We start from the raw sequence: 26996 nt of genomic DNA on the forward strand, positions 1-26996 counted from the left end.
GACCATGAGCCGAAAAAGACTGATTAGTTTTGACTGGGCAATGAGGAACCTTTTAGTAAGCAAGGAGAACTTCGAGATATTGGAAGGTTTTCTCAGTGAATTACTCAGAGATGACATCCATATCTTTGAAATCCTGGAGAGCGAAAACGAGAAGAAAGACCGGCGGAAAAAGTTCAACCGGGTTGATCTGCTGGTCAAGAACAAGCAGGGAGAAGTTGTTATTATTGAGATCCAATATGAGCGGGAATCAGATTGCCTGCAACGAATCCTCTGCGGTACTTCCAAGGTCATTACCGAGCATATCCAAGAAAGCAAGCCCTATGCAGAGATAGTCAAAGTCATCTCGGTCAACATCCTCTATTATGATCTGGGCCAAGGGGAAGATTATGTCTATCACGGTTCCACTTCCTTCCTTGGTTTACACAAGCAAGATGTTTTGCAGCTTTCCGAAGATCAGCAGGAGATCTATCAGAAGCACGAGTTCCGCCAAATCTTCCCTGAGTACTATCTGATCAAGGTCAACGGTCTCAATGAGCCACCCAGGGATGGGTTGGATGAGTGGATCTATTTCCTGAAGAACGAAGAGATCCGAGAAGACTTCAAAGCAAAAGGATTAGCTAAGGCCTGGCAGGTGTTAGACTTCATGGCTCTTGCAGAGCAAGAACGCTTTGCCTATGAACGGTACCAGGAAGACCTGCGCCATCGCTCCACGATGCTGCGTTCTTCCTATACCCTTGGCGTGAAAAAAGGCGTGAAGCAAGGCATCAAGCAGGGAGTCAGACATGGTCTCATGCAGGGAGAGCGCAAGAAAGCCCGCGAGATTGCCCTAAAGCTGATAGACGTACTCGATGCCCAGACTATTGCCCAGAAGACTGGCCTGAGCGTTGAAGAGATTACGGCTTTGCCACGCAGCAAAGCCTGAATCTGCTGCTTATACCCACTGCTTAGTGAGCGGCGGAACGTGCTCCCCTTCTCTTACGGTGCAGCCGCGCAGGACACTGTGCGCCCCGATCACGGCCTTGCTGCCCACCGTGCAATCCTGCAACACAACCCCGCTTTCCAGAATTACGCCTGTAGCAAGGGCACAGCGACCCTTAATCTGCACCCCAGCCTGAAGAATAACATCCTGCTCCAGCGTGCTTGCCGGGGAAACCAGAACCGTTTCTGGCGAGTAGATCGTTACCCCTGACAGCATCAGCTCGTGATTCCGGCGCAGTTGCAGGGCAGCGTGCGCTTGCGCCAACTCCACGCGCGAATTCACGCCCAGCACATCAATGGCAGGATGGTGAACGAATTTCTCCACTCGCACTCCCTGCTGCACCGCAATGCCGACGATATCAGTCAAATATACCTCGCCTTGGCTATTGTTCGTTCCTACCTGACGCAACGCTGCAAAGAGAAAGTCTGCCTGTGCGACATAAATGCCAGCGTTGATCTCCCGAATTGCTCGCTGGGCTTCATCTGCATCCTTCTGCTCAACAATACGCAGGACGTGGCCTGTATCGTTACTGATAATCCTGCCGTAACCAAAAGGGTTGTCCAGCTCAGTCGTCATCAGGGTGAGTACCGCCTGTGTTTTCTGATGCTGCTCGATCATCGCTCGCAGGGTTTCTGGTCGGATCAAGGGCGTATCGCCACAAAGAATCATGATCAAGTCAGCTGCTGCACAGGCCGTCTCTGCGCACAATACTGCGTGTCCAGTGCCCAATTGCTCCTCTTGCACTACCGGATTGACGCGATAATTTTGTAAAGAAGCTAACACCTGTTCCCGCTGATGCCCAACAATGACGGCTGGCTGGGTAATGCCAGCCGCAGCAACAGCATCGAGCACATGATGCAGCATGGGTTTACAGTACAGCTCGTGCAGCACCTTTGCCTGGGCCGACTTCATCCGCGTGCCTTTGCCTGCGGCAAGAATCACAGCGGTGATGGCTGGTTTATTCATGGGAAAATTCAAATCAAAGTTATAAGCAGGGGAAGGAAGCTAGGCAGCAGGCAGAGCTTTGGCTCAACGGTTGAGTTACGGCAGCCTACATTTTGCTGCCCGGCAACAAGCCTCAACATCAAAGGCATTGAGTACACGCAGATTCCGCTCTCGTTCCAGGCCAGTAAGCGGCGGGCGTGGTGAATGCTGTGCCACTAATTCGGCCAATTGCGTCCGATCAGGCAGCGCGGTCATGCCCACTGCCAGCACTTTACCCTTGTGGGTTTCTAAGAGTTCTGCATCTTGCCCGTTTGTCACGACTGCCAGCGGCAGGCAGCAGGATGCGTCCAGCACCCGTGCTGCCGCTAGAGCCGGTTTCTCGCGCGTTACCAAAGAGCCTGGCCCATAACGAAGAAGTAGCCTGCGCTGACCATTAAGCGAGACGGTCAGATCAATCACCGAGCGGACAAAGCTCCTGTTAAACCAGGTCTCAATCGTAAGCCGAGGTTCCAGCTCCTCTTTGGTAAAGCCCTTTTCCTCAACAAGCAAGCGAGCCAAGCTCTGCCGGTAACGCTCATCGTCCGTATCTGGTAGTTCTACGCCTGTGAGATAGTCGTTGAGCGTACCGTAAACAAAATGATGCCCAGTTTGTTGCATCACCCGGTGAAGCTGTCCAGGAGAGCAAAATACTCCGCTGCCCGCTTGGTCAGCTCCTCGTCACTGATTCCATTCATACTTATGGGCAAGACGTTGTGAATGACAAAAGGCGGCAGCCACGTCAGGCCACAGAGGTTAGCAGTTTGCTGAAGGGGGCGCAATAGCTCACTCATGGTGTAATTATTGCGCCCACCAGAGCGGTAGGCATCCTGATGGCCACCGGTCGTGACTGCGGCAAGCCAGAACTTGCCCTTGAGCTGATCACCCACGCCTGGAGGATAGGCAAAGCCGTATTGCAATACCTGATCCTGCCATTCCTTGAACAATGCTGGACAGCTGTACCAACGGAAAGGATGCTGGAACACGATCAGATCATGTTCTAGCAGCAGCTTTTGCTCTTTCGTCACATCAATCTTGAAATCAGGATACTCCTGATACAGATTGCGGTAGGTGAGGTTTGAGAGTTTCTTAGCCTCTCCGGCGAGCATTTGGTTGCCTCTGGAATGCTCAAAGTTCGGATGAAACAGATTGAGCAGGATGCGGGGCTTTGCCATGTTGTCCTCCTTGCGGACTTTATTCTTTGACCCTGGTGAGATATGCTCCTGAACGAGTGTCGATCTGGATGATGTCGCCCTCAACAACAAAGGGCGGCACCTGCACCTGATAGCCAGTTTCTACAGTAACTGGCTTGGTATCTGTGCCTGCGGTATCGCCTTTTGCCCAAGGATCAGCTTGAGTTACTTTCAAGTTGACAAAGTTAGGAATGGATACGTCAATAGGCCGTGTACCGCCGAAGAACAGCACAACTACTTCCATGCTCTCTTTGAGGAAATGGACGTTGTCACCCAACTGCTCTTTGGTCAGGGCAATCTGCTCAAAGGTAGTGGTATCCATGAAGTGATACTCGTCGCCTTGAGCGTAGAGGTACTGCATTTTGCGTTCTTCCAAGTCCGGCTTATCGAACTTGTCATTGGAGCGGTAGGTGTTAACCAGCTGGTTGCCAGAGATCAGGCTTCGCATCTTGGTGCGATAGAGTGCCTGGCCTTTGCCTGGCTTGGAAAACTCAAAATCAGTGATGATGTACGGCTCGCCGTCGATCTGAACCTTCAGTCCTTTGCGGAGATCTGCTGCTGTATATGACATTGGCTTGTCCTCGATGAAATGTTGAAGAGATGCTGCTCCGTAATGGGCGCACACAGGGCTGCATGTTACGAGATACCCCTGTTTTTTGCAACCTTTCCTTGTCAAGGGCAGGCTGTTCCTTTAAACTGAGAAACGGCATGAGGATTCCTTTTCTCTGAACATTCTACAGCGTGCATCATGATTAAGGCAGGCATTCTTTCCGACACCCACCTTACCCGCATCAGCTCAGATTTCTTGACTGCTGTCCGTCGCTGCTTTGCTGACTGCGAGGTTATCATCCATGCGGGTGACATCGTTGATGTCTTTACTCTCGATGTCTTTCGGGGCAAAACAGTCCACGCTATCCACGGCAATTGCTGCAACCTCTCTACGCACTCTGCCCTGCCAGAGCAGCTTACCTTTGAGCTGGGCAGCTTTAAGATAAGCCTCACGCATGGCAACCAGTTTGGCAGACACGGCATGGACATTGAACCAGGCCTGATTAAGCACTTCCCAGAAGCAGACTGTCTGATCTACGGCCATACCCACAATGCAGTCTGCCATCACACGGCAGGCAAGCTGATCATTAACCCCGGCTCCTTTCAGCTTAATGGCAGATACGGTCAGCCTTGCACCTACGCGATTCTTGAGGCAGACCAAGAGCTGAATGGGAAGATTTACGAGTTTCCATTCAGGTGATTTTACCCACTCAATGGTAAGACAAGCTGATTGCCGCACGTTGCTCTCCAGCCTTGCTTTGCCTTCCTTCATGCGGTACATTCTTGTTGTATTGTCTGAAATCAACCTGCTATCCCAGCTGAACAAAACCAGCCGCTGCGTTATGGAATACTTCCTTCAGAACTTGATCAATGCCCTCCAGTGGGGCAGCTTTTATGCGGTGATCTCCATCGGCTACTCGATGGTCTATGGTGTGCTGATGTTGTTTAACTTCGCGCACGGCGATATCTTTATGACTGGCACGTACATCGGCTTTGGCATTGCCACGCTGCTGCTGGCTCTCCTCGGACCATTCATGCCAGGTTGGGCAATCTTTCTCCTTACAGTGCTAATCACCATGTTTCTCACCGCTTGGCTGGGAGTTTTGGTGGAAGTAGTGGGCTATCGGCCTCTGCGCCACGCGCCACGGGCCTCTGCTGCTATCACCGGCCTGATGATCGGTATCATTCTTGAGACCAGCAACCTGATCATTCTTGGTACTAAGCGCCTAAGCTTCCCTGTCCTGATTGAATCAACGACCTGGAATGTTGGCGGCGTGTATTTCACCAATGTCAAGGTGCTGATCATCGTGGTCTCGCTCATCCTGATGCTTGGCTTGCACACCTTTATTCAGAAGAGTCGCTGGGGCATGGCAATGCGGGCAATGTCCTATGAGTTCCACGCTGTGCCGCTGATGGGCATCTCAGTCAATGTGCTGGCCCCGTTGACCTTTGCTGTTGGGGCAGGCTTGGCTTCAGTGGCCGGTATCCTCTACGGCCAAGCCTACCCGGTATTGGATCCACACATGGGCGTTTTGCTCGGTTGGAAGGCATTCGTAGCTGCTATTCTCGGTGGCCGAGGTTCAATCATGGGGGCAGCCTTGGCGGGATATTTGCTGGGCGCGATTGAGATCTTCACCGCAATGGTCTTTCCCTCTACCTTCCGCGACCTGATCGCCTATTCGATCATTTTGGTGATCTTGACCTTCCGTCCACGCGGATTCTTTGGCATGGCGCATAGCACACAGCTGAGGTTGTGATTCACAAATGGTTGGCGAAAATATCGGCAAGCTCTTGCTCGTACAATGAGCAACTCCTTGCTCGATACATGCGCAACCCCTTGCCCGAAACACGAGCAACCCCTTGCCCGTACAATGAGCAACCGCTTGCTCGTAGAATGAGTAAGTGCTTGGGTCTGAAATCGGCAGGCTGTCAGGGTTCCAGCCGCACTGCCTGTCGGATCTTAGAGCTGTACATTGATGATCTCTGTATCCAAGGGCAAAGCTTGGCTGACCAGGAGCACGATGGAGTTTTCCCTGCTCATGCTGGTAGCCAGAACGGGAAATCGCTTGACAGAACAATCTCAGTGCTTTACGCTGCTTGTAGCAGCCTTGTTCTCTGGTCACGCCGTCGAATCTGCCCTGATGAATACTATGAACTCCATGCACAGCCTCCTTTATCTGTCCTTGGGCGCAGGTTCAGCCACGCTCATCATCTTGTTCACGGTGGCGATGCGCGTGAAACGGCGTTACTGTAATCCTGCCTGGCGCGAGCGGCTGCCTGACTCTCAGATGATGCAGCAGGCCGAACAGCTCGTGCGCATGACCATCTCTCCCCGCTTCAATTTCAGTTTTGCCCTCATGCAACCAGGGGTCTATCAGCATCTGGATCGACTCTACACCTACGATGTGATTCCGCCAGAACTGCTGAACGGGCTGCTCTTCCAAGGTGTGCATCGCACGCCCAAAGGCACGATTGTGGCCTTTGAGTTGCTCGCTCCAGCCACGGTCTATTTCCTGTACCATCAATGGGGGGACGGCGGCTATCCAGCCTTCTTTGCTGCGCACCAGGAAGAGTGGCAACGCTGTCCGGTAGCCCCGCAATACGATATCCACAATGGCGATCACGGCTTGAAAATGGTGATGTATCGGCGTGAGGCCGCAGCAGGCACCTATACGTTACCAGCCACCAGCACCGCGAACACCTGTTTCAACATGGTCTTTCAAGCTCAGGAGGAAAGCCTGCGTACACAGATGCTGGCTGCTTCCTCCTTCGCTGCTGCCTGAAGCGTTGCCGTGGATATTCGTCAGCAGCTTGAAGCGCAAGAGCAGCAGGTCTTATCCGTCCATGCCTGCTTCAGCAATCGCTCAAAAGGCCGAATGCGGGATGAGCCACCCTGCGAGCTGCGCACGGCCTTTCAGCGGGACCGGGATCGGATTATCCACTCCAAGACCTTCCGTCGTCTCAAGCATAAGACTCAAGTATTTCTCGCCCCCACTGGCGACCATTATCGAACTCGCCTCACGCATGTGCTCGAGGTCTCCCAGATCGCCCGCACCATCGCAGTTTGTTTGCACTTGAATGAGTACCTGACCGAGGCTATCGCCTTGGGCCATGACCTCGGTCATACCCCGTTTGGTCACGCAGGTGAATACACCCTCAACCGTCTCCATCCAGGTGGCTTCCGGCATTACATCCAAAGCCTACGAGTTGTGGACTTCCTTGAGAACAGTGGTCAAGGCTTGAACCTCAGCTGGGAAGTGCGCAACGGCATCGTAAAGCACTCCAAAGGCTACAAGGATATCCTGCCGAACGACGCACGGGAGTTGCCCGCTACCTTGGAAGGCCAGGCAGTGCGGGTGGCAGATATTATCGCCTATCTCAACCATGATATGGACGATGCCATCCGCGCCGAGATGATTCGAGAGAGCGATCTACCGCAGCATCTCCGCCAGGTCGTGGGTGATCGGCCTGATCGCCGCATTGCGGCCATGATGCGCGATCTGATTACCGAGACCTTGCAGAAGGACGAGGGTCGTCTGCGCCTTAGCCCGATGATGCAAGAGGTGATCTGTGGAATGCGCAGCTTTCTCTACGCGAAGGTCTATCGCAACCAACTGGTACACAGCGAGTTTGAAAAGGCACAGCGGCTGATCAGTGAGCTGTATCTGTTCTTCTTAGAACATGAGTTCCCGGTTGGGTCAGAACCGGTCTGTCCCAAGCGCCGCCAACCAGTGAGTGCTGCCGAGGAAAAGCGGTTGCACCGTTTGGTCTGCGACTTTATCGCGGGCATGACTGACCGTTACGCCTTGGATTTGTACAGCCAGATCTTTATGCCCAAGCCGTGGTCAGTGATGTGATGAATGCCCAGGCTTGGGGAGAAGGTGTTACCTGCTGGCGAGAGAGTGGCCAGCAAGGATCTTTTCCAGGAGCAAGCGGGGGGCATCCTCCAGTCCTTCGCTGATCGCCAGCACCGGCTGCTCCGAGCGTTCGGCCTGGCGTATGGCTGCCGCATCTGGGAAAAAGGCAATTGGCTCTTCGCCCAGTGCGTGGGTCAGGAAAGCCTGGTCGTCGAGCGACTGGAGCAGATTGCCGACAAAGCAGACCTGGGGAATGCGTACAGCCTCGGCCATTTGCTTGATCTTCAGGGCCGTGCGCACACTTGATTGGGAAGGAATCACCACGATCAGCAGGCAGTCCACGCCTGCTACTGTTCCCCGGCCAAGATGCTCAATCCCAGCCTCCATATCCACTAACACCACCTCTTGGGCGGTGAGCAGCATCTTCTTCAGCATCTTACGGAGAACGTGGTTCTCTGGACAGGCGCAGCCACCTTCGGCGGTCTGCACTGCGCCAAGAATCATCAGGCGGATGCCGTCCTGCTTAAGCATGAAATCCCGCAGCAGGTCATTTACTTCTGGGTTAAGGTTATAAAAGGGGGAACCTTCGCTCTTGCCAGCGCGTTCTGCGAGCAGTTTGCCCATCTCGGCAATCGGTTTGACGACTTTTCCGGTCTCAGCTATTCCCAAGGTTTGCGCCATGTGGGGACTGGGATCAGCATCAATCACCAAGACATCCCGGCCCTGTCGCCGAAGCTCCCCGGCAAGCAGGGCCATGATAGTCGTCTTGCCCACGCCGCCTTTGCCGCTCACTGCGATTTTCATTGGTTGGCCTCCTGAATTTCTTGCCCTGTTCCAGTAGAGTGGTTACTATTACGTGAGATAGAGAAGCGCATCATCTGCAACCCATTTTCACGAGGAGGGCTGTACAATATGGAAACAAAATATGTAAGCACTGCCATCACTGCCGTTAAGGCCCGGCAGGAAGCGTCAACGGTTTTCTTAGCCAAGGTCTTCAACTGGATGGCTGTTGGCCTGGGGCTGACTGGCGTAATTGCCTGGTTGACTGCCAGCACCGGCTTGACCTTGAGCATTGCCCAAAGTCCCCTGTACATCGTGCTGATCCTTGCCGAACTTGGCTTGGTCTGGTATCTCTCTGCGCGGATTGACAAGATACAAACAGCCACAGCGACAGGGTTGTTCTTCGCCTATGCCTTGCTCAACGGCCTGACGCTGTCGGTGATTTTTCTGATCTACAGTGGCGCATCCATCGCAGGCACCTTCCTGATCAGTGCGGCGATGTTCTTGGCGATGGCGATCTATGGGATGGTGACGAAGCGCGACCTTGCTGGCTTGGGTGCCTTCATGTTCATGGGCCTGATCGGCATCCTCATCGCCTCAATAGTCAACATCTTCTTGGCCAGCTCCACCCTGCATTGGGCGATTTCGCTAATCGGCGTGATTGTTTTCGTCGGTCTGACTGCCTATGACGTGCAGAAGATCAAGAGCATGGGCGAGCAACAGGGCTTCATGAGTCAAGGTGACGCAGCAGTGCAGAAAGGTGCAATCATCGGTGCGCTGGCTTTGTACCTTGACTTCATCAACCTCTTCCTGATGCTGCTCCGTTTCTTTGGTGGTAGCCGCGACTAGCAGACAACAACTGCGCACAAGGCCACTTTAACCAAGTGACTGCGAGGGGAACAGCGTCAGCAACCCCTCTTTACTGGCTGCGCAGATACCCCGCTCAGTGATCAGCCCGGTGACAAGCCGGGCTGGTGTCACATCAAAGGCCGGATTGGCGGCGCGCGTCTGTTCTGGCGCAATTCTCACGCGTCGCACTTGGCCATCCTCAGTCAAACCAGTAACCCACAGCACTTCTTCCTCGGCCCGCTCCTCAATCGGAATCGCCAGGCCGTCCTCTAGCGTCCAGTCAATAGTAGAACCAGGCAGGGCCACGTAAAAAGGCACGCCATTATCCGCTGCGGCCAGAGCCTTCAGGTAGGTGCCGATCTTGTTGCAGACATCACCACAGGCTGTAGTGCGGTCAGTGCCGACAATGCAGAGATCAACCTGGCCTTGCCGCATGAGGTGGCCGCCGCTGTTGTCGGCAATCAGATGATGGTCAATGCCGGCTGCGGCCAGCTCCCAGGCAGTGAGATGCGCGCCCTGATTGCGGGGTCTGGTTTCATCCACCCAGACATGCAGGGGAATGCCAGCCTGCTGCGCCTTGAAGATCGGTGCCAAGGCAGTGCCCCAATCCACAGTTGCCAGCCAGCCCGCGTTGCAGTGGGTGAGAATATTGACCGGGCGACCTTTTCGCTGGTATTGCTCCTCAATCAACCGCAGGCCGTGTTTGCCCAACGCCTCGTTGAGGCGCACATCCTCCTCGCAGATCATCGCTGCCTCTTCGCGAGCTGCATCGAGCCGCTCTTGTGGTGGCAACGGGGCCAGAACCGTCTTCATCCGCTCCACTGCCCAGCGCAGATTGATTGCTGTCGGCCTGGCCTGAACCAGCTTGGCGCAGACCGCCCCTAGTCCGGCATCAGAGCTATCCGCCAGTAGGCCGAGAAAAACCCCGTAAGCTGCTGCCGCACCGATCAGCGGTGCGCCGCGTACCAGCATGTTGCGAATGGCCAGTACCGCCTCGTCAGCTGTGGTCAGGCGGACAATCTCGAAATGATGGGGCAGTTGGGTCTGATCAATGATGCTAACTGTGCGGCTGTCCGGTTCAAGCCAAATAGTGCGCCAAGGTTTTCCGTTGATATTCATAGGACTATGAGTTACGCAGTTGCATAATATAACCCAAGTTGCTACCTAAAACATTGCTTTTTCAATTCCGTATGCTAAAACGAACAGGAAAACTTTCAGTTCAAACCCCTGATGCGTGACAGCGTGAATATGTGCTGGAAATCGCTGTTTAATCACGCTGAATGCTGATTCAATGCGCTTCCGAATGAATTTTATGCCGTTTTCAACAAAACGGTCGCGCTTTCTTTTTGAGTTTTTCTTTCTGAGCGGCATAAGATGAATGCCTCGTTCCATCAGGCTGTCCTCCAAGGGATAATCATTATATGCTTTGTCAGCAACAATAACGCTTCCGCTTGGAATCTGAAGGCTGAAACCATGAAATGCGGAGGAAATATCTGAGCATGAGCCGTGAGAAAGAACAATTTCAGCAGGAACTCCTGATTCATTCATTAAAACGTGAACTTTCAGCCCGTAAAAATATTTCCGCTGACTGGCAATATATCCTCTGAAACATTCCTCATTGTAAATTTTGCAGCGTTTTATGCGGATGTTCTGGCAGACAGGGACAGGAAAGCTGTCAGCAATATAAATTTTCAATGAATCTACCCCGTGAGCGGCGGAGGCAAGCCAGTCCGCCAAGCCGCGCCAGACAAATTCCGGGATTCCGGCAAGCCGACGGCTGAACCGGCTTTTTGAGATCATGCGGGGAATATATCGGTATTCATTGAGAAAATTGCAGCTTTCCTCATGGTCTCCGCCGAAAAAGGCCGCCGCTGTCAAGGCTGCTGTCATGACTTCCGCAGCACTCATCCGGCATTGAGAATGATCCTGATAATTCAAAGATTTCAGCAAATCATCGCAGACGCAGTAAAATGCAGTGATCTCGATATCCACAGTTCCTCTCCGCATGGGTTTGTTCTGACTTTGACATCAGCAATATAACTCATGCTGGGGAACTGTGGAATTTTATTCAATAACAGGTAGCAACTTGGGTTAATATATGTTCAATTAAGGGAAACTTTCTGCTCGTTTACCAAGGAGTTCGGCTTGGTCAAACTCCTTTGTTGGCGAGCCAGACTTCTTTGCAAGTCGGCAAAACTGCTTTGCGGCTTAACAAGACTCCTTTTTGGCCAAGCAAGAAAGGAGTTCTGCTCGGCCAAACTCCTTTCCTGCTGAGTATAACTCCTTTGCAAGTCGGCAGCACTCCTCTTCTGCCAAGCCAAACTGCTTTGCCAGCGAGCAAGGAAGAAGGTGTTTTCGTTTCCACTCATTTCTGGAACAAATCAGAATGCGTGCCTGTCCGTTCAAAAATAATCCGGTCGCTCTCAATTTTATAAATTAGCAGCCAGTCTGACTCAACATGACATTCCCGCCGTCCCTGCCAGCTGCCGATCAGTTTATGATCCCGATGAATTGCGTCAAGAGGCTTTTCCTCAATCAACGAACGTAGAATTAATCTGATCTTTTCCAGATTTTTTCCTCTTTTCCGCATTCGTTCAATATCCCGTTCAAACTGCCGGGCATACGCAGGACTCAGCATCAGATGCCCAGCTTTTTGCACATGTCATCGGCATTCTCGCAGGCAATCAGATCACGTCCGGCATCGGTGTCGTCAAAGGTCTGGCGGGTGGTTGCATTCGGCAGGACAAGGTTAAACGGCAGCCCATTTCGCTGTTCAACCTGTTTGTAGAAGATGGTGATGGCTTGGGTGGTGGTCAGGCCGAGCTGACGAAATATATCTTCCACCCTATCTTTCAAATCAGGGGCGAGGCGGGCGCGGACTGTCGCGGTTTTGTTCATAGCGAATCTCCTTTGTTTTCTTCTTATTGTAGCCTGAACAGGGCACAGGTTCAAGAAAAACGAACAAAGGGAAGGCACCTTCCCGGCCAAACTGCCCTTGATGATATCCCAGCCCATGTGCGCTGAAAGCGAGCTTTCGCCCCTACAGGTGCATCGCAACTCATTCCCCCGCATTATTGCAAACACCGGCAAGGGGTGGCTCACTGCTTCATCAGCTCCTGCATCCTAATAACAGTCTTCTCCTTGGCCCAAAAATAGAGGGGATTGCCGCTATCATCGCTTTCTGCGGCAAAGAGACGGAAACGGCCTGGTTGCTCTGTACTGCGTACTAGCTGATAATCAACCGTGTAGCCAGGGATCTGGCTACTTTCCCAGAGGCTCTGCATCTGACTACCATCCCAGCTCAGGACAGCGACTGAAGAACCCTCGAACCAACGCAGATTTTTGAAATAGTCCACATTGGTTACTCGGTTGCGGCCAATGATGATCTCTGGCTTGCCGTCACCGGTTACATCTTGGGCGATGAGACGGGTATGGATATACAGCCGCTCACGGTCGTAAGGATGATCCAACTCTGCTTGCCGTCTGCTGGCTAACGTACCCAGGGCATCCCGACTTGCCCCATAGATCTCCGTGCTCTTCCAGAGCGGTTTGCCCTCTTGATCAAGAATCAGGAGGTTGTTCTCGTTAGTGAGCGCGATAAACTCCCGCCTACCATCCTGATCCAGATCAGCACGGATGAAATCATAGAGACTAATGCCTTGCGGGACATCCACTTCTTCAGTTCGGTCAAGAGTGCCTTCTTGGTTAAAGCTCATCCGGTAAATGCCTTGGCCTGACTGCCCAAGCAGTACAGGCTTGCCTGCGGAATCAATATCCGGGCGGAGATAGAATGGGATCTGTTCATGCAGGGTAAAGAATTTCTTGCCATCCCAAGCGAGTACAAGCGAGGAAGGAATGCTCCCATTACTGGCCGAGATATATATCTGCGATCGATGGTCGTTCTTATTAAGACTGGCCAGATACACCGCATGATAGGCGAGATGCCCAGGTAAGGCTAGCTCGGCAATCTGCTGAAAACGATCTGAGCTGAAGCGGCAAAGGAGTAACCTACCCTGCTCAAGCAAGACCAGCTCTTCCCGGCCATCGCTATCCAAATCACCGGCATCCATAGCTCGCAGCGAGATAGCCATCTCGCCACTACTCTGGGCATTAAATATTTTGAATGGCCCGTTCCCTGCTAATGAGGAGGCTGCTGATTCCTGGCCAAGGGCATAGAGACCATCTCGCCAGGCCTTGTCAGGGTGTGCGGTTTGAAAGCCATCCATGCCGGTCTTGTCTGCTGGCAAAGGAAGAGAATCAGTCTCTGCCTGCAATGCCTTTTGCTGGAAAACTTTATCTACAATCTCACTGGCCAACTCATCTAAGGCCGGAAGTGCCCTGTCTAACGCTGTGACGGTGCGGGTAAAGGTGGCTGGTTTGCTCTTGCCATTCCTAAAGACATGAATGACGATAGTATAACCGCTCTGCTGCTGCTCAAGGCTACCGAAGAGCAGATAATCACTCTGCATATTCTTCAGCATCTTCTTGGCTTCCTGCTGATTACCCTGATGCAGCATTTCCTCCAAACCGCTGGTCTTGTCTGCACCATGCACTGCGGTCAGGCCAGTGCGCTCAGATAAACGGGTCGCCAGAATATTGGTGAGACCAGTACGGAGATGCTCTTGCGGTGGTTGCGTTGTTACGGTAAACGGCAGGAAGACAATTTGGCCAGGCTTGGTCGCTGTATCCTTAGCAGAGACCCAGTGCGCTGGCAATAATACCGCAAGGAGCAGCAGAATAATGGGGAGAAGGAAGCGGTGAGACAAACCTCTTCCACAAGAGAGTTGGGCAGTAGGATACGCCTGCATAGCGGAACTCCGAGGGTGCAAGTTGTTGAGAGAAGGTGTTCACCATCAAGGGCAAGATGATGAAGGAAGCGCAAGGTAGTTGCGATACAGTACCCTGCTGCTCCAGCCTGTGCAATTATAAACGCATCGGCTCCTGAGAGGAAGAAGCAGCAAACACTTTTTACAGCGATGTTGGCACGGAGGCAGTAAGGTCGGTCTTTTTCCGCATCTTTTTCTCGTACCGTTCCTGTTCGCTGTAAATACAACCACAGTAGGGTTGGCGGTAGAGATGCAGAGCAATGGATTCCTCAATCCCCTGTTGCCAGCCAGCGCGAAAATCGTGGTAGTAAAAGCTGATGCCGAATTGCTCTGCCAAAGCTATGCCCTTACTGTGCAGCAAGCTGTGGTTTTGGTATTTGGAATACAATAGGGTTGTGGTGAAGGCCGCAAAGCCGTGCTCTGCGGCCCGTTGCGCGGTTGGCAGCAGGCGCAGATCGTAGCAGAGGCCACAGCGGCTGTCCTCATGAAAAACCACCTGGCGTAGGAATTCCCGTAAGCCATAGGTGCGGTCGATCTCCACCCGGAAACGCTTTTGCCGGGCAAAGTCTTCTAAGGCTTCAATGCGCCGCCGAAACTCTTTGTATGGGTGGATGTTAGGATTATGAAACCAACCTGTCACTTCGTGTCCCTGCTGCCGCAGGAAATCAAGCGGATATACAGCGCAAGGCCCACAGCAGACATGGAGGAGAATGTTCATAGTAGCAAGCAAGGAGAAGGACGACGGAAAACATACTAGATAGTATTGCCAATACATACTAGATGGTTTAGTCGGTATATACTAGATGGTTTTCTAAAACATACTAGTATGTATTGGTGGTACATACTGGTATGTATTGGCGATACTATCTAGGATGTTTTTGGGAGAGATGGAGGGAGGGGGTAAAAGAAGCAGCCCGGATGCTGCTGCATGTCATCCGGGCTGCTTGTCAGATTGTATTGCCTACCTAGTTACAGTTAATTCGTCTCTGTGGCAATATCCTTTCTGCACTTCGTCCAGCTGCCACTACCGCTGTCATACTGTGTCCATGTACCAGAGTTGGTATATGTCGTATTGCCCACAGTCAGACAAACAGTCATTGGCCCACTACAAAGATCATCAAGGATGTTTCCATCACCGTCAGTAAGGCTTTTGAGTTCTTCGGGTTTGATATTTATAACACATTGTCCTGTGCTGTAGATACACCGTACTACATCCAGGTTTCCTTCCGTGTATCGCAGCTGATTAGAGTTGCTTGTATTCAGCTCGCTGGCAGATACTGTCTTCTGGTAGATTGGATTGTCACAGGTTGCACCAAAGGCAATAGTCATATCAAGACCATCAGTTATAGCCACCGCTGCATCATCCTTGACAGCCTGCATCCCAGTCAGCTTAAACTGGGCCTCGTCATTTTCATATTCCCAGTTTCTGGTTGTGATGATACCGGTTAGTGGAACCTCTTTTACGGTAACTGGAGGATTATTTGGGGTAATAACCGTTGAGAAGTAGCGCGAGGTATTTAAATCATACCCTCCGTTAGTCCATATCCATTGAGCTGTAGGATCAATCTCTGAGAACGTACCCCACGGTTGGGCACCATTAGCACCTTGACTTGTTATCGTGCCAGCAGTTCCACAGAAGCCATCAATATATATTTGCCAATCTGTAGTAGTATTAGTTAACAGAGACTGTGTGCCATTGCTAAACGAGAAACCATCATCTGATAGCTTGAAGTCGCCAAGAACACCGGCAATTACACCCCAGTCACTACCTACAATATGAAGGTAATTAGTTACACCAGGCGTGAGCGGAATGGTGCAGTTTGCATGATCGTACCAGGAATCATCGCTACAGATAAGTGTACCTAGCTGACAGTCATCTGTGCTAATGTAGAGTTCAAACCCATTATCTACAGTTAAATTAGCATTAATCGTAGTTGCCTGAGATACACTGGCAACGCCAACCATCAACAGTTCAAGGACAAATGTTGCTAAAACTTTCTTGCTCATCTTTTTTCTCCTTTCTTTGAGTGCTGTTTTAGGCACATTATATCCATCAGACTGATGATGGATATATTACTGGTTATCCACTTAACAGGATGACCACACAGCTCACACTGAACTGCTTACCAATTATTATTCATAACAAATGCTAACACCTTTCGATCCTAGAGTCAATGAGAAAGTAAAAGTATATTTTATAGATAGATGAATAATAATTACTCCTGATATAAATATATTTTACCTTGATTTGTCTTATCAGATTGCCTGAACAAGCTGTATCGTCTTATCTGACAAAGGTGCATAGAACGCACCATACTGGCCTGCTCTTTGTCAACAAAATAGCTGCGATGCCTGAAGATGGCTGCGAATGTGCAGCCAGGAGAAGGGTGGCGAAATACATGCTAGCATGTATTGGGAATACTATCTAGCATGTACCACCGATATATGCTAGCATGTTTTCCGAAACATGCTAGATGGTATTACTGAAACATGCTAGGATGTATTGGCGATACTATCTAGGATGTTTTTGGGGGAGATGCGGGAGGGTAAAGCAGCAGCCCAAATGCTATACCCAGCCTGCACACTCACAAGCAGGCGCAGGAGGTTATTGTTGGCCAGTTGCGCTGAACGCTTCATGAAAGAGGACATTGCCTTGGGGAAAGTGTCCGTTAAATGTAAGCGCGAAGAACACCTCTACAGGAATACCCTCGAGGCCAAGACCAACAACATTCTCAAAGCCAAACTTCCTATAGTATTGCGGATGTCCCACCAAACAACATCCTTTGGCCTTGAGATTGTGCAATCGGGCCAGCCCTTCTCGAATCAAGGACTTACCAACACCGCGCCGTTGGTACTCTGGTAATACCGAAACTGGACCTAAGCCGTACCAATTTGGGCTGCCATCTGAAATGGTTATAGGCGAGAACGCGATATGCCCAACAACTCGGCCCTGGATTTCCGCGACCAGCGACAGAGTAAGGGCGTTGGCAGCTCTCAGGGCTTCGATGATGAACTGCTCTGTATGGTGGCTGATCTCCAAGCTCTTAAAGGCCGCCATAGTGACCTCAGAGATGGCAGCAATATCAGCACGTTTTTCGTCTCTTACTATGATTTCTTGTGTCATCAGCGTATTCTCATGCAAAGGTTAACTGGCACCATGCCCCTCACTTCACCTTATACTGCTTTGGGTCAATCCCGTAACATAGCTTGGCATTGTGTGATTTTGCGGTATTTTCGTGGTGCAGACCATTATCGCTGCCGTCTCTGCTTAAAAAATCGGCAGTTTGCCTTTTTAAATCGAAGCCATGATTTTTCAAATCAAGTGCTCGATTTAAAAAATCTTCGGCCCAGTTTTAAATATCCATAGCCCGATTTTTAGAATCAAGGCTCCGCGTTTAAAAATCAATGGCTGGATTTAAAAAATCGACAGACCGATTTTTATTTGCCACGACGCGCTATTAAACAACGAGAGCCTGCTTTTTTATGTATGGCCATAAAATCATTAAAAACTACCGCGCTCTTGTCCAGTAGTTTCTGGGTACATTCAGCGTACTCACCGCTAGTGTCTGATTCGATGGAGAGAAATTTGGACGGGATGAAGCACTTCTGTAATAGTTCCATTGTCGTCACTGACTGTTCTTTGCATAGAGAGATAATATCCTTCAAATTTATCATCGCCCGTTTGTCGTAAAACATAGCTGCCATAGCTTCGAATGTCGTTGCTTGCCGCCCAAAATACACCAATAAAATCGTGTCCTCGCATCTTGCCGCTAAACTTCCATTGCCTATGCTTCTGATCAACAGGAAATGTTCTTTTGATTAAACCGGTTAGAGTATCTTCACGCTGCCTGATGATCCAAGTGTCTTGCTTTATTATCGAGCCATAGCCATCTGAAATTTTTGAGTACCAAGTTCCTGTATAAGGAGCTTTATTTTCAACCAAAAACCCATAGACTCGCTGTAATAAATACATTACTCCTGCGCCAATTACTCCGGCAACCACTTTTAGAAGTAAATCTTCAAGCATTATTTTGCCCCCAATTTTGTTTTTCTAGATGTACGTGCCAACAACTATACTTCCATGCCTAAACGAGAATCCCCCTCACTTCACCTTATACTGCTTTGGGTCAATCCCGTAATTATGAATCTTGTAGTTAATGATCCGCAAGCTGGTGTCTAAGCGTTCCGCAGCCTTGGTTTGGTTGCCATTGCACTGCTTGAGGGCATCAATAATCAAATCACGCTCGAAGTTCTCCACAGCCTGGGTAAAGGAGAACGGACTACCGCTGCCGCCGACGCTCTCCGCGCTTTGCAGGGTGGGTGGGAGATGCACCGAGGTGATCGTGCTCGAATCGCAGATCAACACAGCCCGTTCCATGCAGTTTTGCAATTCGCGCACATTGCCTGGCCAGTGGTATTTAATCAGCAGGTCAATCGCGGATGTGGAGATGCGTTCAATCTTCTTACCGTTCTCGCGGCTATATTGTTCGAGGAAGTAATCAGCCAAGAGGAGTATGTCGGTGCGGCGTTCGCGCAAGGGCGGCAGGTAAATGGGAAAGACGTTGAGGCGATAGTACAGGTCTTCGCGGAAGCGACCTTCGCGTACTGCCATCTCCAAATCACGATTGGTGGCCGCAACAAGGCGGATGTTTGCCTTGAGCAGCTCTGCACCACCCAGTCGCTGGAACGTGCGTTCCTGAATCACATTCAACAGCTTAACCTGCACGGTGGTGCTGATTTCGCCGATCTCATCAAGAAAGAGTGTGCCGCCCTGGGCTTGCTCGAAGCGGCCTGTCTTACGTTCTCCTGCGCCGGTGAAGGCACCCTTCTCATGCCCAAACAACTCACTTTCGAGCAAGGTTTCCGGCAAAGCCGAGCAGTTGACGATTACAAAGGGCTTTTTGGCCCGGCTTGAATTATAATGCAAGGCCTTGGCCACCATTGATTTGCCAGTGCCAGATTCGCCGCGTAGGAGCACTGTGGCATTAGAATTCGCCACCCGGTGCACCATCGAAAAGACCTCCTGCATCCTTGAGGAATTACCGATGATCTCCTCAATCCGGTTTTTGGCTGACAATTCGCGTCGGAGCTGCTGGTTTTCCCGGCACAGAGCTTCCTTTTCGCGACTAACGCTCTGGATGCGGTGTACGGTTTGGGCAATTAGGGCACTGACAATGGTGAGAAAGCGGAGGTCTTGTTCCGACTGCGGCCCGAATTCTTTTGTATAGCAGCGATCAACGGACAGGGCACCAATGGCCAGGCTTTCTGCGGCAAGATGCGGGCCTTTGCTTGCGGTCTCCACTGCTGCCTTGATTGGCACGCAGATGAAAGAGCTTTTCCGCTTCTGCTCCTCACTGCGCATCCCGGTACGATTCAGGAAGAGCGGTTCCTCGGCGATTTGAGGGACAATCACTGGCTCACCAATAGCTACCACTCGCCCAGTAATGCCCTCACCTAATTTATAGCGACCTTTTTTCCGGGCTGCGGCTGTACTCCCACAGGCCACCTCGATTTCCAGTTCGCGTGTCACTGGGTTAACAATAGTGACAGTACCGTTCTGCATTTTTTTCATCTCTGCCAGAATGCCGACCACCTTGTCCAAGGCATCCTGAAGATCAGTCGCAGCCGCAAGATTTCTGGTAATTTCATATAAGCAGGAAAGATCCTGGAGGGCAAGTTCCTGGTCGTCTGAGGAGGTTCTGGTATCAGCATTCATGGCGAATCAGGTGCAGGAGATTGTTGACAAGAGTTATGCTGCATGGTATATCCAGTGTTGCGAGAAGCTGGAGGAATGGCCGAGCGGTTGAAGGCGGCGGTCTTGAAAACCGTTGTGCGAAAGCACCGTGGGTTCGAATCCTACTTCCTCCGCCAAGATCGACATATCCCGGAGAGATGACCGAGTGGCCGATGGTGCTCGCCTGCTAAGCGAGTGTAGGGGTAAAACTCTACCGAGGGTTCAAATCCCTCTCTCTCCGCCATGAAGTACAAAGAACCCGTTCCTGGAAAGGAACGGGTTCTTTCGTTGACCGCAGAGACTGTCACATCAGAATCCCCACAGCAGATCTTCCCGCACCCAGCCGGTCACGCCACCTTGTCCGACCTTGACCCAGCCTTTTCTTTTCCCCAGCGTTTTCAACACCACCCCATAACCGGCCTTGGCGACGATGTTGCTATTGACGCTTGGGCTACTGCGCAGGCTGACCTTTTTCCTCACCTTGACCACCATGTGCCCTTCCTTGCTAACAGCAGACTTGGGTATCCAGCCTGACTCGCCTTCAAAGTCGCGCACCTGGAGCCATTTGCCGGAACGTTTTAATACCCGCAAAGGAAAGCCTTGGCCAAGCTTCCACAGCACTTGTTCTTTCATGCCAGGAGCAGAGCGGATGTTTACGTTGTCGCGGCTGACAGAAGCCATTTCGGCCAAGACTACTCCTGCGTTCAGCGTCAGCAGGAAAAATAGGACAGAGAGAAAAAGATGGGAGGACATTTTGGGCATAACAGACTCTTTAGTTCAGATTTTTCTTCTCGGCAAGAGGCATTTGTTGGTTTTGCCTAAATCAGGGCCAAACATTGGAAAGCCAGCTACCTCAACAAAAATAGCATCAAAGGCACAGGCTTCGGTCATACACTTCATGCAATTGACGCATTCACCGCTGTTCGGAGTCTCGTTGAACTTGATCTCCACTGGACACACCTTATGACAGGCCCCGCACTCAGTGCAGTTCTCTTCGTTGAGCTGAAGCCTGATCAGCTGCCAGCGACTGAATAGGGCATAGAAGGCACCCAGTGGGCAGGCAACTCGACAAAAGGGTCGGGAAGAGAATACCGACCAGAAGGTGAAACCAAGGGCAATGGTCAGCTTGTTGACAAAAAGCCAGCCGATTGCCCCGCGTAGATTTGGGTCAAGAATCAGCATCGGAATGCCAGCCTGAAAAGTGCCTGCTGGGCAGACGTATTTGCAGAACCACGGCTGGCCCATACCTGCCTTACTGACAAAAATCAGTGGAAAGAGGATAACCAGCAGAAAAAAAATAACATACTTGAGCCAGTTGAACAGTTTAGGGATAGAGAGCTTACGAGACGACAGTTTGTATAGCAACTCCTGAAAAAAGCCAAAGGGACAGGCCCAGCCGCAGACAAAGCGCCCAAACACTGCCCCGATCATGCCGATAGAGCCAAGGACAAAGCCGCCGAAGTAATACTGCCCGCTCTGAATGGAGAAGCGAATGTTGAGCAAGAGCTGCTGGAGAGCACCGATAGGGCAAAAGGCCGTGGAAGATGGGCAGGAGTAACAGTTCAGGCCAGGTGAGCAGATGATCTTCATCGGCCCTTGATAGATGGTGCCAGTAAAGGGGAAGCCCCAGAAACCGTTTACCAAAAAAAAGCAGATGGCCTGAAACCATTTTCGTGCGAGTCTCATAGGTTATCCTATGCCAATGCAGCTGAGGCAGATGGATTTGGCCTGCTCCAGCACCCGGCTTGGTTCATGCAGACCAATCCCGATCAGCCAAAGCAGGAGAAAGAAGCAGAGCAGAATAAACGGGGTCTTGCGCAGTTTGAACTTTTTTCTCATTGCCGTCTGCTCCTTGCCGAGATCGTAAAAACTGAGGGCATCACTATTAGGCGGTAATGTAAGCAGGTCGAAGAAAAGCTGTCAACAAGAATTACTGTAGCCCGGGCTGCGGTGAATTTATTCTGGTCACTTGCGCAAGAACTTGCTATATTTTCACGCAAGATTGTCTATCTTCCTCTGTTTGCAGGCTTGATTGGCTGGAGAGCCTGTAACAAACATCCTGAGTTTGAGCAAGGAGAATCGCTTTGAGCAGTTCTGCGTGGGAAATTCTGATCATCTTTCTTTTGCTGGTCGCTAACGGTGTTTTTGCGATGGCTGAGATCGCCGTTGTCTCAGCTCGGAAGGCACGTCTGCAACAGCTTGCTGAAGCAGGCAGTGTCAAAGCCCGTGCTGCCTTGGAGCTGGCGAACGATCCGAATCAGTTTCTTGCCACTGTGCAGATCGGCATCACCTTGGTGGGCATCTTAGCAGGCGCGTTCGGCGGAGCCACGCTGGCTGAGACCGTAGCAGTGTATCTCCGCTGGATTCCCTTTCTCGCCCCCTACGCCGACACTGCCGCTGTTGTCCTCGTGGTGCTGACTATCACCTATTTTTCCCTGATCATCGGTGAGCTAGTACCGAAACGGTTAGCACTCAACAACGCGGAAAAAATAGCCGCCAATCTGGCCGGGCCGATGCGCGCCCTTTCCGCCGCCGCTGGTCCGGCTGTGCGGCTGCTTAGTGTCTCCACCGAGATCGTTATCCGGCTGTTAAGGATCAAACCCTCCACCGAACCATCCATTACCCCGGAAGAGATTAAGGTGCTGATCGAACAAGGCACAGAGAGCGGGGTGTTCGAGGAAAGCGAGCAGGACATGATTGAAAATGTGCTGCGGTTGGATGAACGGCGAATCAGTGCCTTCATGACTCCCCGCACCCAGATTGTCTGGTTCGATGTAGATGACACACCTGAAGACATCCGGGGCAAGGTGGCAAACTGTCAGCATTCCCGTTTCCCGGTTATCAAGGATAGTCTCGACAATGTGCTGGGCATTGTGCGGGCCAAAGACTTGCTCAATCAAAGCCTTTCCGGGAAGCCGCTTGATTTGAAAGAACTGCTGCAACCGCCGCTGTTTGTACCAGAAAGCATGTCTGCCCTCAAAGTGCTGGAACTGTTCAAGCAGATGCGGACGCATATCGCCCTCATCGCCGATGAATACGGCGGCATCCACGGCATGATCACCCACAACGATATTCTCGAGGATATTACCGGCTATATTCCCTTTTCCTCTGCTGGAGAGCCTTCAGAACCGCAGGCGATTCAGCGCGAGGACGGTTCCTGGCTGCTTGACGGCCTCTTGTCCATTGATGAACTCAAGGAAATCTTTGATTTGGAAAAGCTGCCAGAGGAAGAACACGGCCATTATCAGACTGTGGGCGGCTTGGTCATGGCGCAGATCCGCAGCATCCCCACAGCCGGGCAGTGGTTTGAATGGGGTGATCTGCGTTTTGAAGTAATGGACATGGATGGCCGCCGGGTAGATAAGGTGCTGGTGACGCAGCAGCAAACCGCAGTAGCACCAGAGCAGAACAATGAAACAGCAGGCTGAGTGAGCAGCTATGTTTACCACAGATATCTTAGTCATTGGCAGTGGCGTGGCTGGGCTTTCCTTTGCCCTGAAGGTTGCCTCTTTTGCTTGCGTCACCTTAATCACCAAAAAGAAGCAAGCAGACACGGCCACGAACTTAGCCCAGGGCGGCGTGGCCGCCGTGCTTTCGGCGGAAGACCGACTAGAGGATCATGTCAACGATACGCTCATTTCTGGCGATGGTCTTTGCAATGAAGAGATCGTTCGCCTCGTAGTAACCGAAGGACCAGAGCGAGTACGGGAACTTGTCACCCTTGGCGTAAACTTTCAGCACGGCGCGCAAGGCGAGGAATTTGATCTGGGCATGGAAGGCGGCCATTCTGCCCGACGAGTTGCCCATGCCAAAGACCTCACAGGCCGGGAGATCGAAACAGCCCTGCTCGCTCAGGTCTATGCCAACCCGCAGATTGAGGTGCTGGAAGATCACATGGCCATTGATCTGTTATTAGAGTCCAAGGCCACGGGCCGGAAAGAAGGGCAAGACCGTTGCCTCGGAGCTTATGTCCTCAAGCGCAGCACTGGCGAGGTTGAAACCTGGCGGGCCAAGGTGACAGTGCTGTGCAGCGGCGGTTGCGGCAAGGTCTATCGCTATACCACCAACCCAGACATCGCCACGGGCGACGGTGTAATCATGGCCTGGCGAGCTGGGGCGCAAGTGGCCAATCTGGAGTTTGTCCAGTTCCATCCCACCTGCTTTTTCAACCGCGAGGCCAAGAATTTTCTCATCTCTGAGGCGGTGCGCGGCGAAGGCGGCATTCTGCGCAACCAGCAAGGCCTCGCCTTTATGCAGCAGTACGACAACCGGGGCGACTTAGCCACGCGCGACGCAGTAGCACGCGGCATTGACGCGGAGATGAAAAAGAGTGGCGCAGACTGTGTCTATCTTGATATCACGCATAAAAGCCGGGCATTCCTCCAACAACGCTTTCCCAACATCTATGGCACCTGTTTAAAATACGGCGTAGATATCAGCAGCCAGCCTATTCCGGTCGTGCCAGCAGCCCATTACATGTGCGGCGGGGTCAAGGTTGATGCCTGGGGCTGTAGCTCGGTGGGCAATCTGCTGGCCTTGGGTGAGACCGCCTGTACCGGCTTGCACGGCGCAAACCGACTCGCCAGCAATTCACTCTTAGAGGCCGTGGTATTTGCGCACCGGGGAGCGCAGTGGGTGCAGAATAACTGGCCGGAACTGCACACCCAGTCTCTGCCGAAAGTACAGGCTTGGCGCACGGGTTTCGCCCGTTCCATCGAAGAAAACGTGCTGATCAGCCACAACTGGGACCAGGTGCGGCAGCTGATGTGGGATTATGTCGGTATAGTCCGCAGCCGAAAGCGGCTGCAACTGGCAACCAGGCAGCTGGCCCCAATTCTGGCTGAAACCACAGAGCATTTTCACGACTACCTCCTCACGCCCGATCTGGTTGAACTGCGCAATATCGTCCTGATCGCCGAGTTAATCATCCGCAGTGCCGGCCTGCGCCAGGAATCACGCGGGTTGCACTTCATTACTGATTTTCCTAACAAAGATGACCAGCACTTTAGCCAAGATACCGTGCTTGAGAAGGACAAAAGCGAGGAGTAGCAGTCGCTACGAGAGGAGTTTTGCCGACTTGCAAAGGAGTTTGAGTCGGCAGAAGAGGAGTTGTACTCGGCCAGAAAGGAGTTCTGTTGAGCCGGAAAGGAGTTTTAGTCGGCCACACTCCTTTCTGGCTCGGCAGCAAAGGAGTTCTACTCGGCAAGACTCCTTTGCAAGTTGGCAGGAAAGCAGTTTGGCCAAGCAAAACTCCTCTGCAAGTCAGCCGCACTCCTTTGTTATCGAGCCAAAAAGGAGTGAAATCAGCCGATCTTAGTGCTTAAACGCCCGGCAGCCGGTGAACATCATGGCGGCCTGCGGCTTGGCCTCGTTGCAGGCTTCGATAGAAGCATAATCCCGCATTGAACCACCTGCTTGTAAGATTGCGGTGATGCCCTCTTTGATGCCTACGTCTGCGGCATCGCGGAAAGGGAAGAAGGCATCTGAAATCATCACTGAGCCAGGCAGGCCCGCCCGATCTGCTTGCACTTTTGCATCAATCTCGGCCTTATCTGCGGCATTCCGTTGGCCTTGTTCTACTGCCAAAGCCAGATCTGCATAGGGAATCCCGAACCGATCAAAGCAAGTGATGTCTGCGTATTTGATATACGCCTTGTGAATGGCAATCTCTGCCACGCCCACTCGATCTTGTTCACCTGTACCTATGCCAACAGTGCAGCCATCTTTGACGTAAATGACTGAGTTGGAGGTCACGCCATGTTCTACGGCCCAGCCAAAAAGCATATCCTCCAACTCACGTGGTGTGGGTTGGCGTTCACAGCGATATTCCTTGCCCTTCCAGGTTGCTACTGCTGGCTTGAGGTCTGCAACCGTGCGAATAGCGTTCACGGCAGACTGTTGCACAATGATGCCGCCGTCTATTAGGGACTTGAAGTCAACAAAACGATATCGCTCAAACTGCGCGAGCTGCTGAATGCCATCGATACGAATAACCCGCAGGTTCTTGGCCTTAGCCAGGATCTCTAAACTGCCTGCTTCAAACTCAGGGGCACACACTACTTCCAGATAACTCTGGCTCATTAAGGTGGCCGTGTCTTTATCTAACGGCCTATTGATGACTACCGCGCCACCAAAGGCCGCAAGGCGATCAGCCCGGTTTGCCCGATTGTAGGCCTCAGCTAAAGTCGTGCCAATTGCGGCACCGCAGGGGTTATTATGCTTGAGAATAACGGCTGCGGGTTTATCCATCAGGTACTTGATGATATTTAGGCCATTGTCCACGTCTGTCAGGTTGATCTTACCAGGATGTTTGCCCACTTGGAGCATGTCTTCTACCTTGATACCGCTGACTAGGGCCTTGCCTGGCTCAATAAACTTGCAATCACCCAGGACTAAGTTGCCATTGACCAGCTCATATAACGCTGCTTCCTGATCTGGGTTTTCGCCGTAACGTAGGCCTCGCTCATCAACAGTGCCATCCTCCATAGGAATGGCCCAAGTCCGCTTGCGATAAACTAACGTCTGGTTGCCAAAGGAAATAGTCATCTCCATCGGGAAAGAATCGCCGAGGATGGTGGTGTACATCTTTTTTAGGTCGCTCATGGAACACTCCACTGTCTGGGAAATTATCATTCTAAAAAGCTGCGGCAAGCAATGAGGAAAAGTTCCGAATATACTCTGTCCCCTGCTTCTTGCCAACCTGGAAAAATCAGGCTTGCCTTTTACTAGCAGCATACTCTATGCTGTTCAGAACAAAGCTGAACTTCTACTGGAGGAGGAATCATGCGAGCGGTAATTCAGCGGGTCAGTTCTGCCAGCGTGACCGTAGCAGGCCATACAACTGGGGCTATTGGCGCAGGCTTGCTCGTGCTGTTGGGCGTACATAATGCTGATGAACAAAAAGATATCAACTGGTTGGCAGATAAGATTATTAACCTGCGGATCTTTGACGATGCAGCAGGGCTGATGAATCGCTCCCTGCTCGATACGGGCGGTGCGATGCTGATTGTCTCGCAATTTACTCTCCTCGGTGACTGCCGGAAAGGCCGCCGCCCCTCTTGGTCTGAAGCCGCGCCTCCAGAGCGTGCCAAACAGCTCTACCTCGACTTTATCGAAGTGATCAAGGGCTACGGTATCAGCACGGCCAGCGGTGAATTTCAAGCGATGATGGAAGTCAGCTTGATCAATTCCGGGCCAGTGACTATTCTTCTTGATTCTCAGAAGAAATTCTAGGACAATAGATGTTGA

Annotated in this window: 29 protein-coding genes and 2 tRNA genes; 11 read left to right on the forward strand and 20 right to left on the reverse strand. The window is 51.7% G+C overall.

What is annotated here, in order from left to right:
- Window positions 1-4 precede the first annotated feature (4 nt).
- Complete coding sequence (locus tag ACNKIB_RS12680) at window positions 5-922, forward strand: Rpn family recombination-promoting nuclease/putative transposase (RefSeq protein WP_417910933.1); 918 nt, start codon at window positions 5-7, stop codon at window positions 920-922.
- A 9-nt stretch (window positions 923-931) separates the two neighbouring features.
- Here the strand turns inward: ACNKIB_RS12680 and ACNKIB_RS12685 are convergent, their stop codons facing one another.
- The 4 genes from ACNKIB_RS12685 to efp all read right to left on the reverse strand — a co-directional run bounded on the left by ACNKIB_RS12685 (window position 932) and on the right by efp (window position 3724).
- Window positions 932-1945 carry a bifunctional N-acetylglucosamine-1-phosphate uridyltransferase/glucosamine-1-phosphate acetyltransferase gene (locus tag ACNKIB_RS12685; RefSeq protein WP_417910934.1) on the reverse strand — a complete coding sequence of 338 codons (1014 nt, stop codon included), beginning with the start codon at window positions 1943-1945 and terminating at the stop codon, window positions 932-934.
- A 75-nt stretch (window positions 1946-2020) separates the two neighbouring features.
- Window positions 2021-2581 carry a type I restriction enzyme HsdR N-terminal domain-containing protein gene (locus ACNKIB_RS12690; protein ID WP_417910970.1) on the reverse strand — a complete coding sequence of 187 codons (561 nt, stop codon included), beginning with the start codon at window positions 2579-2581 and terminating at the stop codon, window positions 2021-2023.
- Window positions 2581-3135 (reverse strand): NAD(P)H-dependent oxidoreductase, encoded by a 555-nt coding sequence (locus ACNKIB_RS12695; RefSeq protein WP_417910935.1) that lies wholly within the window; start codon window positions 3133-3135, stop codon window positions 2581-2583. The genes ACNKIB_RS12690 and ACNKIB_RS12695 overlap by 1 nt, the downstream gene beginning before the upstream one ends.
- Before the next feature lie 19 nt (window positions 3136-3154).
- Complete coding sequence (gene efp, locus ACNKIB_RS12700) at window positions 3155-3724, reverse strand: elongation factor P (protein ID WP_417910936.1); 570 nt, start codon at window positions 3722-3724, stop codon at window positions 3155-3157.
- A 177-nt stretch (window positions 3725-3901) separates the two neighbouring features.
- Between efp and ACNKIB_RS12705 the strand changes: the two genes are divergently transcribed.
- The 4 genes from ACNKIB_RS12705 to ACNKIB_RS12720 all read left to right on the forward strand — a co-directional run bounded on the left by ACNKIB_RS12705 (window position 3902) and on the right by ACNKIB_RS12720 (window position 7559).
- Window positions 3902-4402 carry a metallophosphoesterase family protein gene (locus ACNKIB_RS12705; RefSeq protein WP_417910937.1) on the forward strand — a complete coding sequence of 167 codons (501 nt, stop codon included), beginning with the start codon at window positions 3902-3904 and terminating at the stop codon, window positions 4400-4402.
- 142 nt (window positions 4403-4544) lie between these two features.
- Window positions 4545-5459: a branched-chain amino acid ABC transporter permease gene (locus ACNKIB_RS12710; RefSeq protein WP_417910938.1), complete on the forward strand. Its 915-nt coding sequence runs from the start codon at window positions 4545-4547 to the stop codon at window positions 5457-5459.
- A gap of 309 nt (window positions 5460-5768) precedes the next feature.
- Window positions 5769-6485: a hypothetical protein gene (locus ACNKIB_RS12715; protein WP_417910939.1), complete on the forward strand. Its 717-nt coding sequence runs from the start codon at window positions 5769-5771 to the stop codon at window positions 6483-6485.
- 9 nt (window positions 6486-6494) lie between these two features.
- A complete protein-coding gene (locus ACNKIB_RS12720; RefSeq protein WP_417910940.1) occupies window positions 6495-7559 on the forward strand; it encodes a deoxyguanosinetriphosphate triphosphohydrolase in 1065 nt (354 codons plus the stop codon).
- Between the two features lie 27 nt (window positions 7560-7586).
- On the opposite strand, the gene ACNKIB_RS12725 is transcribed toward ACNKIB_RS12720, so the two are convergent.
- Window positions 7587-8363, reverse strand: a complete 777-nt coding sequence (locus ACNKIB_RS12725; RefSeq protein ID WP_417910941.1) for a P-loop NTPase — start codon at window positions 8361-8363, stop codon at window positions 7587-7589.
- Window positions 8364-8471: 108 nt separating this feature from the next.
- On the opposite strand from ACNKIB_RS12725, the gene ACNKIB_RS12730 reads away from it, so the two are divergent.
- On the forward strand, window positions 8472-9188 hold the full coding sequence (locus ACNKIB_RS12730) for a Bax inhibitor-1/YccA family protein (protein WP_417910942.1): 717 nt from the start codon (window positions 8472-8474) through the stop codon (window positions 9186-9188).
- 27 nt (window positions 9189-9215) lie between these two features.
- Here the strand turns inward: ACNKIB_RS12730 and mtnA are convergent, their stop codons facing one another.
- The 10 genes from mtnA to ACNKIB_RS12780 all read right to left on the reverse strand — a co-directional run bounded on the left by mtnA (window position 9216) and on the right by ACNKIB_RS12780 (window position 19730).
- Window positions 9216-10307 (reverse strand): S-methyl-5-thioribose-1-phosphate isomerase, encoded by a 1092-nt coding sequence (gene mtnA / locus ACNKIB_RS12735; RefSeq protein WP_417910943.1) that lies wholly within the window; start codon window positions 10305-10307, stop codon window positions 9216-9218.
- Window positions 10308-10352: 45 nt separating this feature from the next.
- A complete protein-coding gene (locus ACNKIB_RS12740) occupies window positions 10353-11180 on the reverse strand; it encodes an IS982 family transposase (RefSeq protein ID WP_417910944.1) in 828 nt (275 codons plus the stop codon).
- Between the two features lie 373 nt (window positions 11181-11553).
- Window positions 11554-11826: a type II toxin-antitoxin system YafQ family toxin gene (locus ACNKIB_RS12745; protein WP_417910945.1), complete on the reverse strand. Its 273-nt coding sequence runs from the start codon at window positions 11824-11826 to the stop codon at window positions 11554-11556.
- Window positions 11826-12086, reverse strand: a complete 261-nt coding sequence (locus ACNKIB_RS12750; protein ID WP_417910946.1) for a type II toxin-antitoxin system RelB/DinJ family antitoxin — start codon at window positions 12084-12086, stop codon at window positions 11826-11828. The genes ACNKIB_RS12745 and ACNKIB_RS12750 overlap by 1 nt, the downstream gene beginning before the upstream one ends.
- A gap of 200 nt (window positions 12087-12286) precedes the next feature.
- Window positions 12287-13954, reverse strand: a complete 1668-nt coding sequence (locus ACNKIB_RS12755) for an FG-GAP repeat domain-containing protein (protein WP_417910947.1) — start codon at window positions 13952-13954, stop codon at window positions 12287-12289.
- Between the two features lie 202 nt (window positions 13955-14156).
- Window positions 14157-14732, reverse strand: a complete 576-nt coding sequence (locus ACNKIB_RS12760; protein WP_417910948.1) for an epoxyqueuosine reductase QueH — start codon at window positions 14730-14732, stop codon at window positions 14157-14159.
- A gap of 257 nt (window positions 14733-14989) precedes the next feature.
- Entirely contained in the window at window positions 14990-16021 is a 1032-nt protein-coding gene (locus ACNKIB_RS12765; RefSeq protein ID WP_417910949.1) for a hypothetical protein, read from the reverse strand.
- Window positions 16022-16619: 598 nt separating this feature from the next.
- Window positions 16620-17138 carry a GNAT family N-acetyltransferase gene (locus tag ACNKIB_RS12770; protein ID WP_417910950.1) on the reverse strand — a complete coding sequence of 173 codons (519 nt, stop codon included), beginning with the start codon at window positions 17136-17138 and terminating at the stop codon, window positions 16620-16622.
- Window positions 17139-17573: 435 nt separating this feature from the next.
- Window positions 17574-18041, reverse strand: a complete 468-nt coding sequence (locus ACNKIB_RS12775) for a hypothetical protein (RefSeq protein ID WP_417910951.1) — start codon at window positions 18039-18041, stop codon at window positions 17574-17576.
- A gap of 75 nt (window positions 18042-18116) precedes the next feature.
- A complete protein-coding gene (locus tag ACNKIB_RS12780; protein WP_417910952.1) occupies window positions 18117-19730 on the reverse strand; it encodes a sigma 54-interacting transcriptional regulator in 1614 nt (537 codons plus the stop codon).
- Between the two features lie 69 nt (window positions 19731-19799).
- Between ACNKIB_RS12780 and ACNKIB_RS12785 the strand changes: the two genes are divergently transcribed.
- Window positions 19800-19885, forward strand: a tRNA-Ser gene (locus tag ACNKIB_RS12785).
- Window positions 19886-19900: 15 nt separating this feature from the next.
- Window positions 19901-19992: transfer RNA gene (locus ACNKIB_RS12790), tRNA-Ser, on the forward strand.
- A gap of 65 nt (window positions 19993-20057) precedes the next feature.
- On the opposite strand, the gene ACNKIB_RS12795 is transcribed toward ACNKIB_RS12790, so the two are convergent.
- The 3 genes from ACNKIB_RS12795 to ACNKIB_RS12805 are packed head-to-tail and all read right to left on the reverse strand — an operon-like array spanning window position 20058 to window position 21587.
- The gene (locus ACNKIB_RS12795; protein WP_417910953.1) at window positions 20058-20510 is read right to left on the reverse strand and encodes an SH3 domain-containing protein; all 453 of its coding nucleotides are present in this window, start codon (window positions 20508-20510) and stop codon (window positions 20058-20060) included.
- 15 nt (window positions 20511-20525) lie between these two features.
- On the reverse strand, window positions 20526-21434 hold the full coding sequence (locus tag ACNKIB_RS12800) for a 4Fe-4S binding protein (RefSeq protein ID WP_417910954.1): 909 nt from the start codon (window positions 21432-21434) through the stop codon (window positions 20526-20528).
- Window positions 21435-21437: 3 nt separating this feature from the next.
- Entirely contained in the window at window positions 21438-21587 is a 150-nt protein-coding gene (locus tag ACNKIB_RS12805; protein WP_417910955.1) for a hypothetical protein, read from the reverse strand.
- 245 nt (window positions 21588-21832) lie between these two features.
- Here ACNKIB_RS12805 and ACNKIB_RS12810 point away from each other — a divergent pair, with 245 nt between their 5' ends.
- Both ACNKIB_RS12810 and nadB read left to right on the forward strand, forming a co-directional pair.
- Window positions 21833-23176: a hemolysin family protein gene (locus ACNKIB_RS12810; protein WP_417910956.1), complete on the forward strand. Its 1344-nt coding sequence runs from the start codon at window positions 21833-21835 to the stop codon at window positions 23174-23176.
- 10 nt (window positions 23177-23186) lie between these two features.
- The gene (gene nadB / locus ACNKIB_RS12815) at window positions 23187-24797 is read left to right on the forward strand and encodes an L-aspartate oxidase (RefSeq protein WP_417910957.1); all 1611 of its coding nucleotides are present in this window, start codon (window positions 23187-23189) and stop codon (window positions 24795-24797) included.
- Window positions 24798-24803: 6 nt separating this feature from the next.
- On the opposite strand, the gene ACNKIB_RS12820 is transcribed toward nadB, so the two are convergent.
- On the reverse strand, window positions 24804-24992 hold the full coding sequence (locus tag ACNKIB_RS12820) for a hypothetical protein (RefSeq protein WP_417910958.1): 189 nt from the start codon (window positions 24990-24992) through the stop codon (window positions 24804-24806).
- Window positions 24993-25061: 69 nt separating this feature from the next.
- Window positions 25062-26351 carry an IMP cyclohydrolase gene (locus tag ACNKIB_RS12825; protein ID WP_417910959.1) on the reverse strand — a complete coding sequence of 430 codons (1290 nt, stop codon included), beginning with the start codon at window positions 26349-26351 and terminating at the stop codon, window positions 25062-25064.
- Window positions 26352-26531: 180 nt separating this feature from the next.
- On the opposite strand from ACNKIB_RS12825, the gene dtd reads away from it, so the two are divergent.
- Entirely contained in the window at window positions 26532-26981 is a 450-nt protein-coding gene (gene dtd, locus ACNKIB_RS12830; RefSeq protein WP_417910960.1) for a D-aminoacyl-tRNA deacylase, read from the forward strand.
- Window positions 26982-26996 lie beyond the last annotated feature (15 nt).

Origin of the sequence: Candidatus Electronema sp. PJ (assembly GCF_048287395.1) — a bacterium.
In the GTDB taxonomy this organism is placed as follows: Bacteria; Desulfobacterota; Desulfobulbia; order Desulfobulbales; family Desulfobulbaceae; genus Electronema.

Bases quoted from the DNA above. Each gene is read 5' to 3' on its own strand.
- ACNKIB_RS12690 (WP_417910970.1), bottom strand. From the start codon at position 2,581: ATGCAACAAACTGGGCATCATTTTGTTTACGGTACGCTCAACGACTAT.
- mtnA (WP_417910943.1), bottom strand. From the start codon at position 10,307: ATGAATATCAACGGAAAACCTTGGCGCACTATTTGGCTTGAACCGGAC.
- ACNKIB_RS12750 (WP_417910946.1), bottom strand. From the start codon at position 12,086: ATGAACAAAACCGCGACAGTCCGCGCCCGCCTCGCCCCTGATTTGAAA.
- ACNKIB_RS12775 (WP_417910951.1), bottom strand. From the start codon at position 18,041: ATGCTTGAAGATTTACTTCTAAAAGTGGTTGCCGGAGTAATTGGCGCA.
- ACNKIB_RS12685 (WP_417910934.1), bottom strand. From the start codon at position 1,945: ATGAATAAACCAGCCATCACCGCTGTGATTCTTGCCGCAGGCAAAGGC.
- ACNKIB_RS12680 (WP_417910933.1), top strand. From the start codon at position 5: ATGAGCCGAAAAAGACTGATTAGTTTTGACTGGGCAATGAGGAACCTT.
- ACNKIB_RS12730 (WP_417910942.1), top strand. From the start codon at position 8,472: ATGGAAACAAAATATGTAAGCACTGCCATCACTGCCGTTAAGGCCCGG.
- ACNKIB_RS12695 (WP_417910935.1), bottom strand. From the start codon at position 3,135: ATGGCAAAGCCCCGCATCCTGCTCAATCTGTTTCATCCGAACTTTGAG.
- ACNKIB_RS12710 (WP_417910938.1), top strand. From the start codon at position 4,545: ATGGAATACTTCCTTCAGAACTTGATCAATGCCCTCCAGTGGGGCAGC.
- ACNKIB_RS12725 (WP_417910941.1), bottom strand. From the start codon at position 8,363: ATGAAAATCGCAGTGAGCGGCAAAGGCGGCGTGGGCAAGACGACTATC.
- ACNKIB_RS12825 (WP_417910959.1), bottom strand. From the start codon at position 26,351: ATGAGCGACCTAAAAAAGATGTACACCACCATCCTCGGCGATTCTTTC.
- ACNKIB_RS12770 (WP_417910950.1), bottom strand. From the start codon at position 17,138: ATGACACAAGAAATCATAGTAAGAGACGAAAAACGTGCTGATATTGCT.
- dtd (WP_417910960.1), top strand. From the start codon at position 26,532: ATGCGAGCGGTAATTCAGCGGGTCAGTTCTGCCAGCGTGACCGTAGCA.
- ACNKIB_RS12760 (WP_417910948.1), bottom strand. From the start codon at position 14,732: ATGAACATTCTCCTCCATGTCTGCTGTGGGCCTTGCGCTGTATATCCG.
- ACNKIB_RS12800 (WP_417910954.1), bottom strand. From the start codon at position 21,434: ATGAGACTCGCACGAAAATGGTTTCAGGCCATCTGCTTTTTTTTGGTA.
- ACNKIB_RS12795 (WP_417910953.1), bottom strand. From the start codon at position 20,510: ATGCCCAAAATGTCCTCCCATCTTTTTCTCTCTGTCCTATTTTTCCTG.
- ACNKIB_RS12805 (WP_417910955.1), bottom strand. From the start codon at position 21,587: ATGAGAAAAAAGTTCAAACTGCGCAAGACCCCGTTTATTCTGCTCTGC.
- ACNKIB_RS12745 (WP_417910945.1), bottom strand. From the start codon at position 11,826: ATGCTGAGTCCTGCGTATGCCCGGCAGTTTGAACGGGATATTGAACGA.
- ACNKIB_RS12780 (WP_417910952.1), bottom strand. From the start codon at position 19,730: ATGAATGCTGATACCAGAACCTCCTCAGACGACCAGGAACTTGCCCTC.
- ACNKIB_RS12765 (WP_417910949.1), bottom strand. From the start codon at position 16,021: ATGAGCAAGAAAGTTTTAGCAACATTTGTCCTTGAACTGTTGATGGTT.
- nadB (WP_417910957.1), top strand. From the start codon at position 23,187: ATGTTTACCACAGATATCTTAGTCATTGGCAGTGGCGTGGCTGGGCTT.
- efp (WP_417910936.1), bottom strand. From the start codon at position 3,724: ATGTCATATACAGCAGCAGATCTCCGCAAAGGACTGAAGGTTCAGATC.
- ACNKIB_RS12705 (WP_417910937.1), top strand. From the start codon at position 3,902: ATGATTAAGGCAGGCATTCTTTCCGACACCCACCTTACCCGCATCAGC.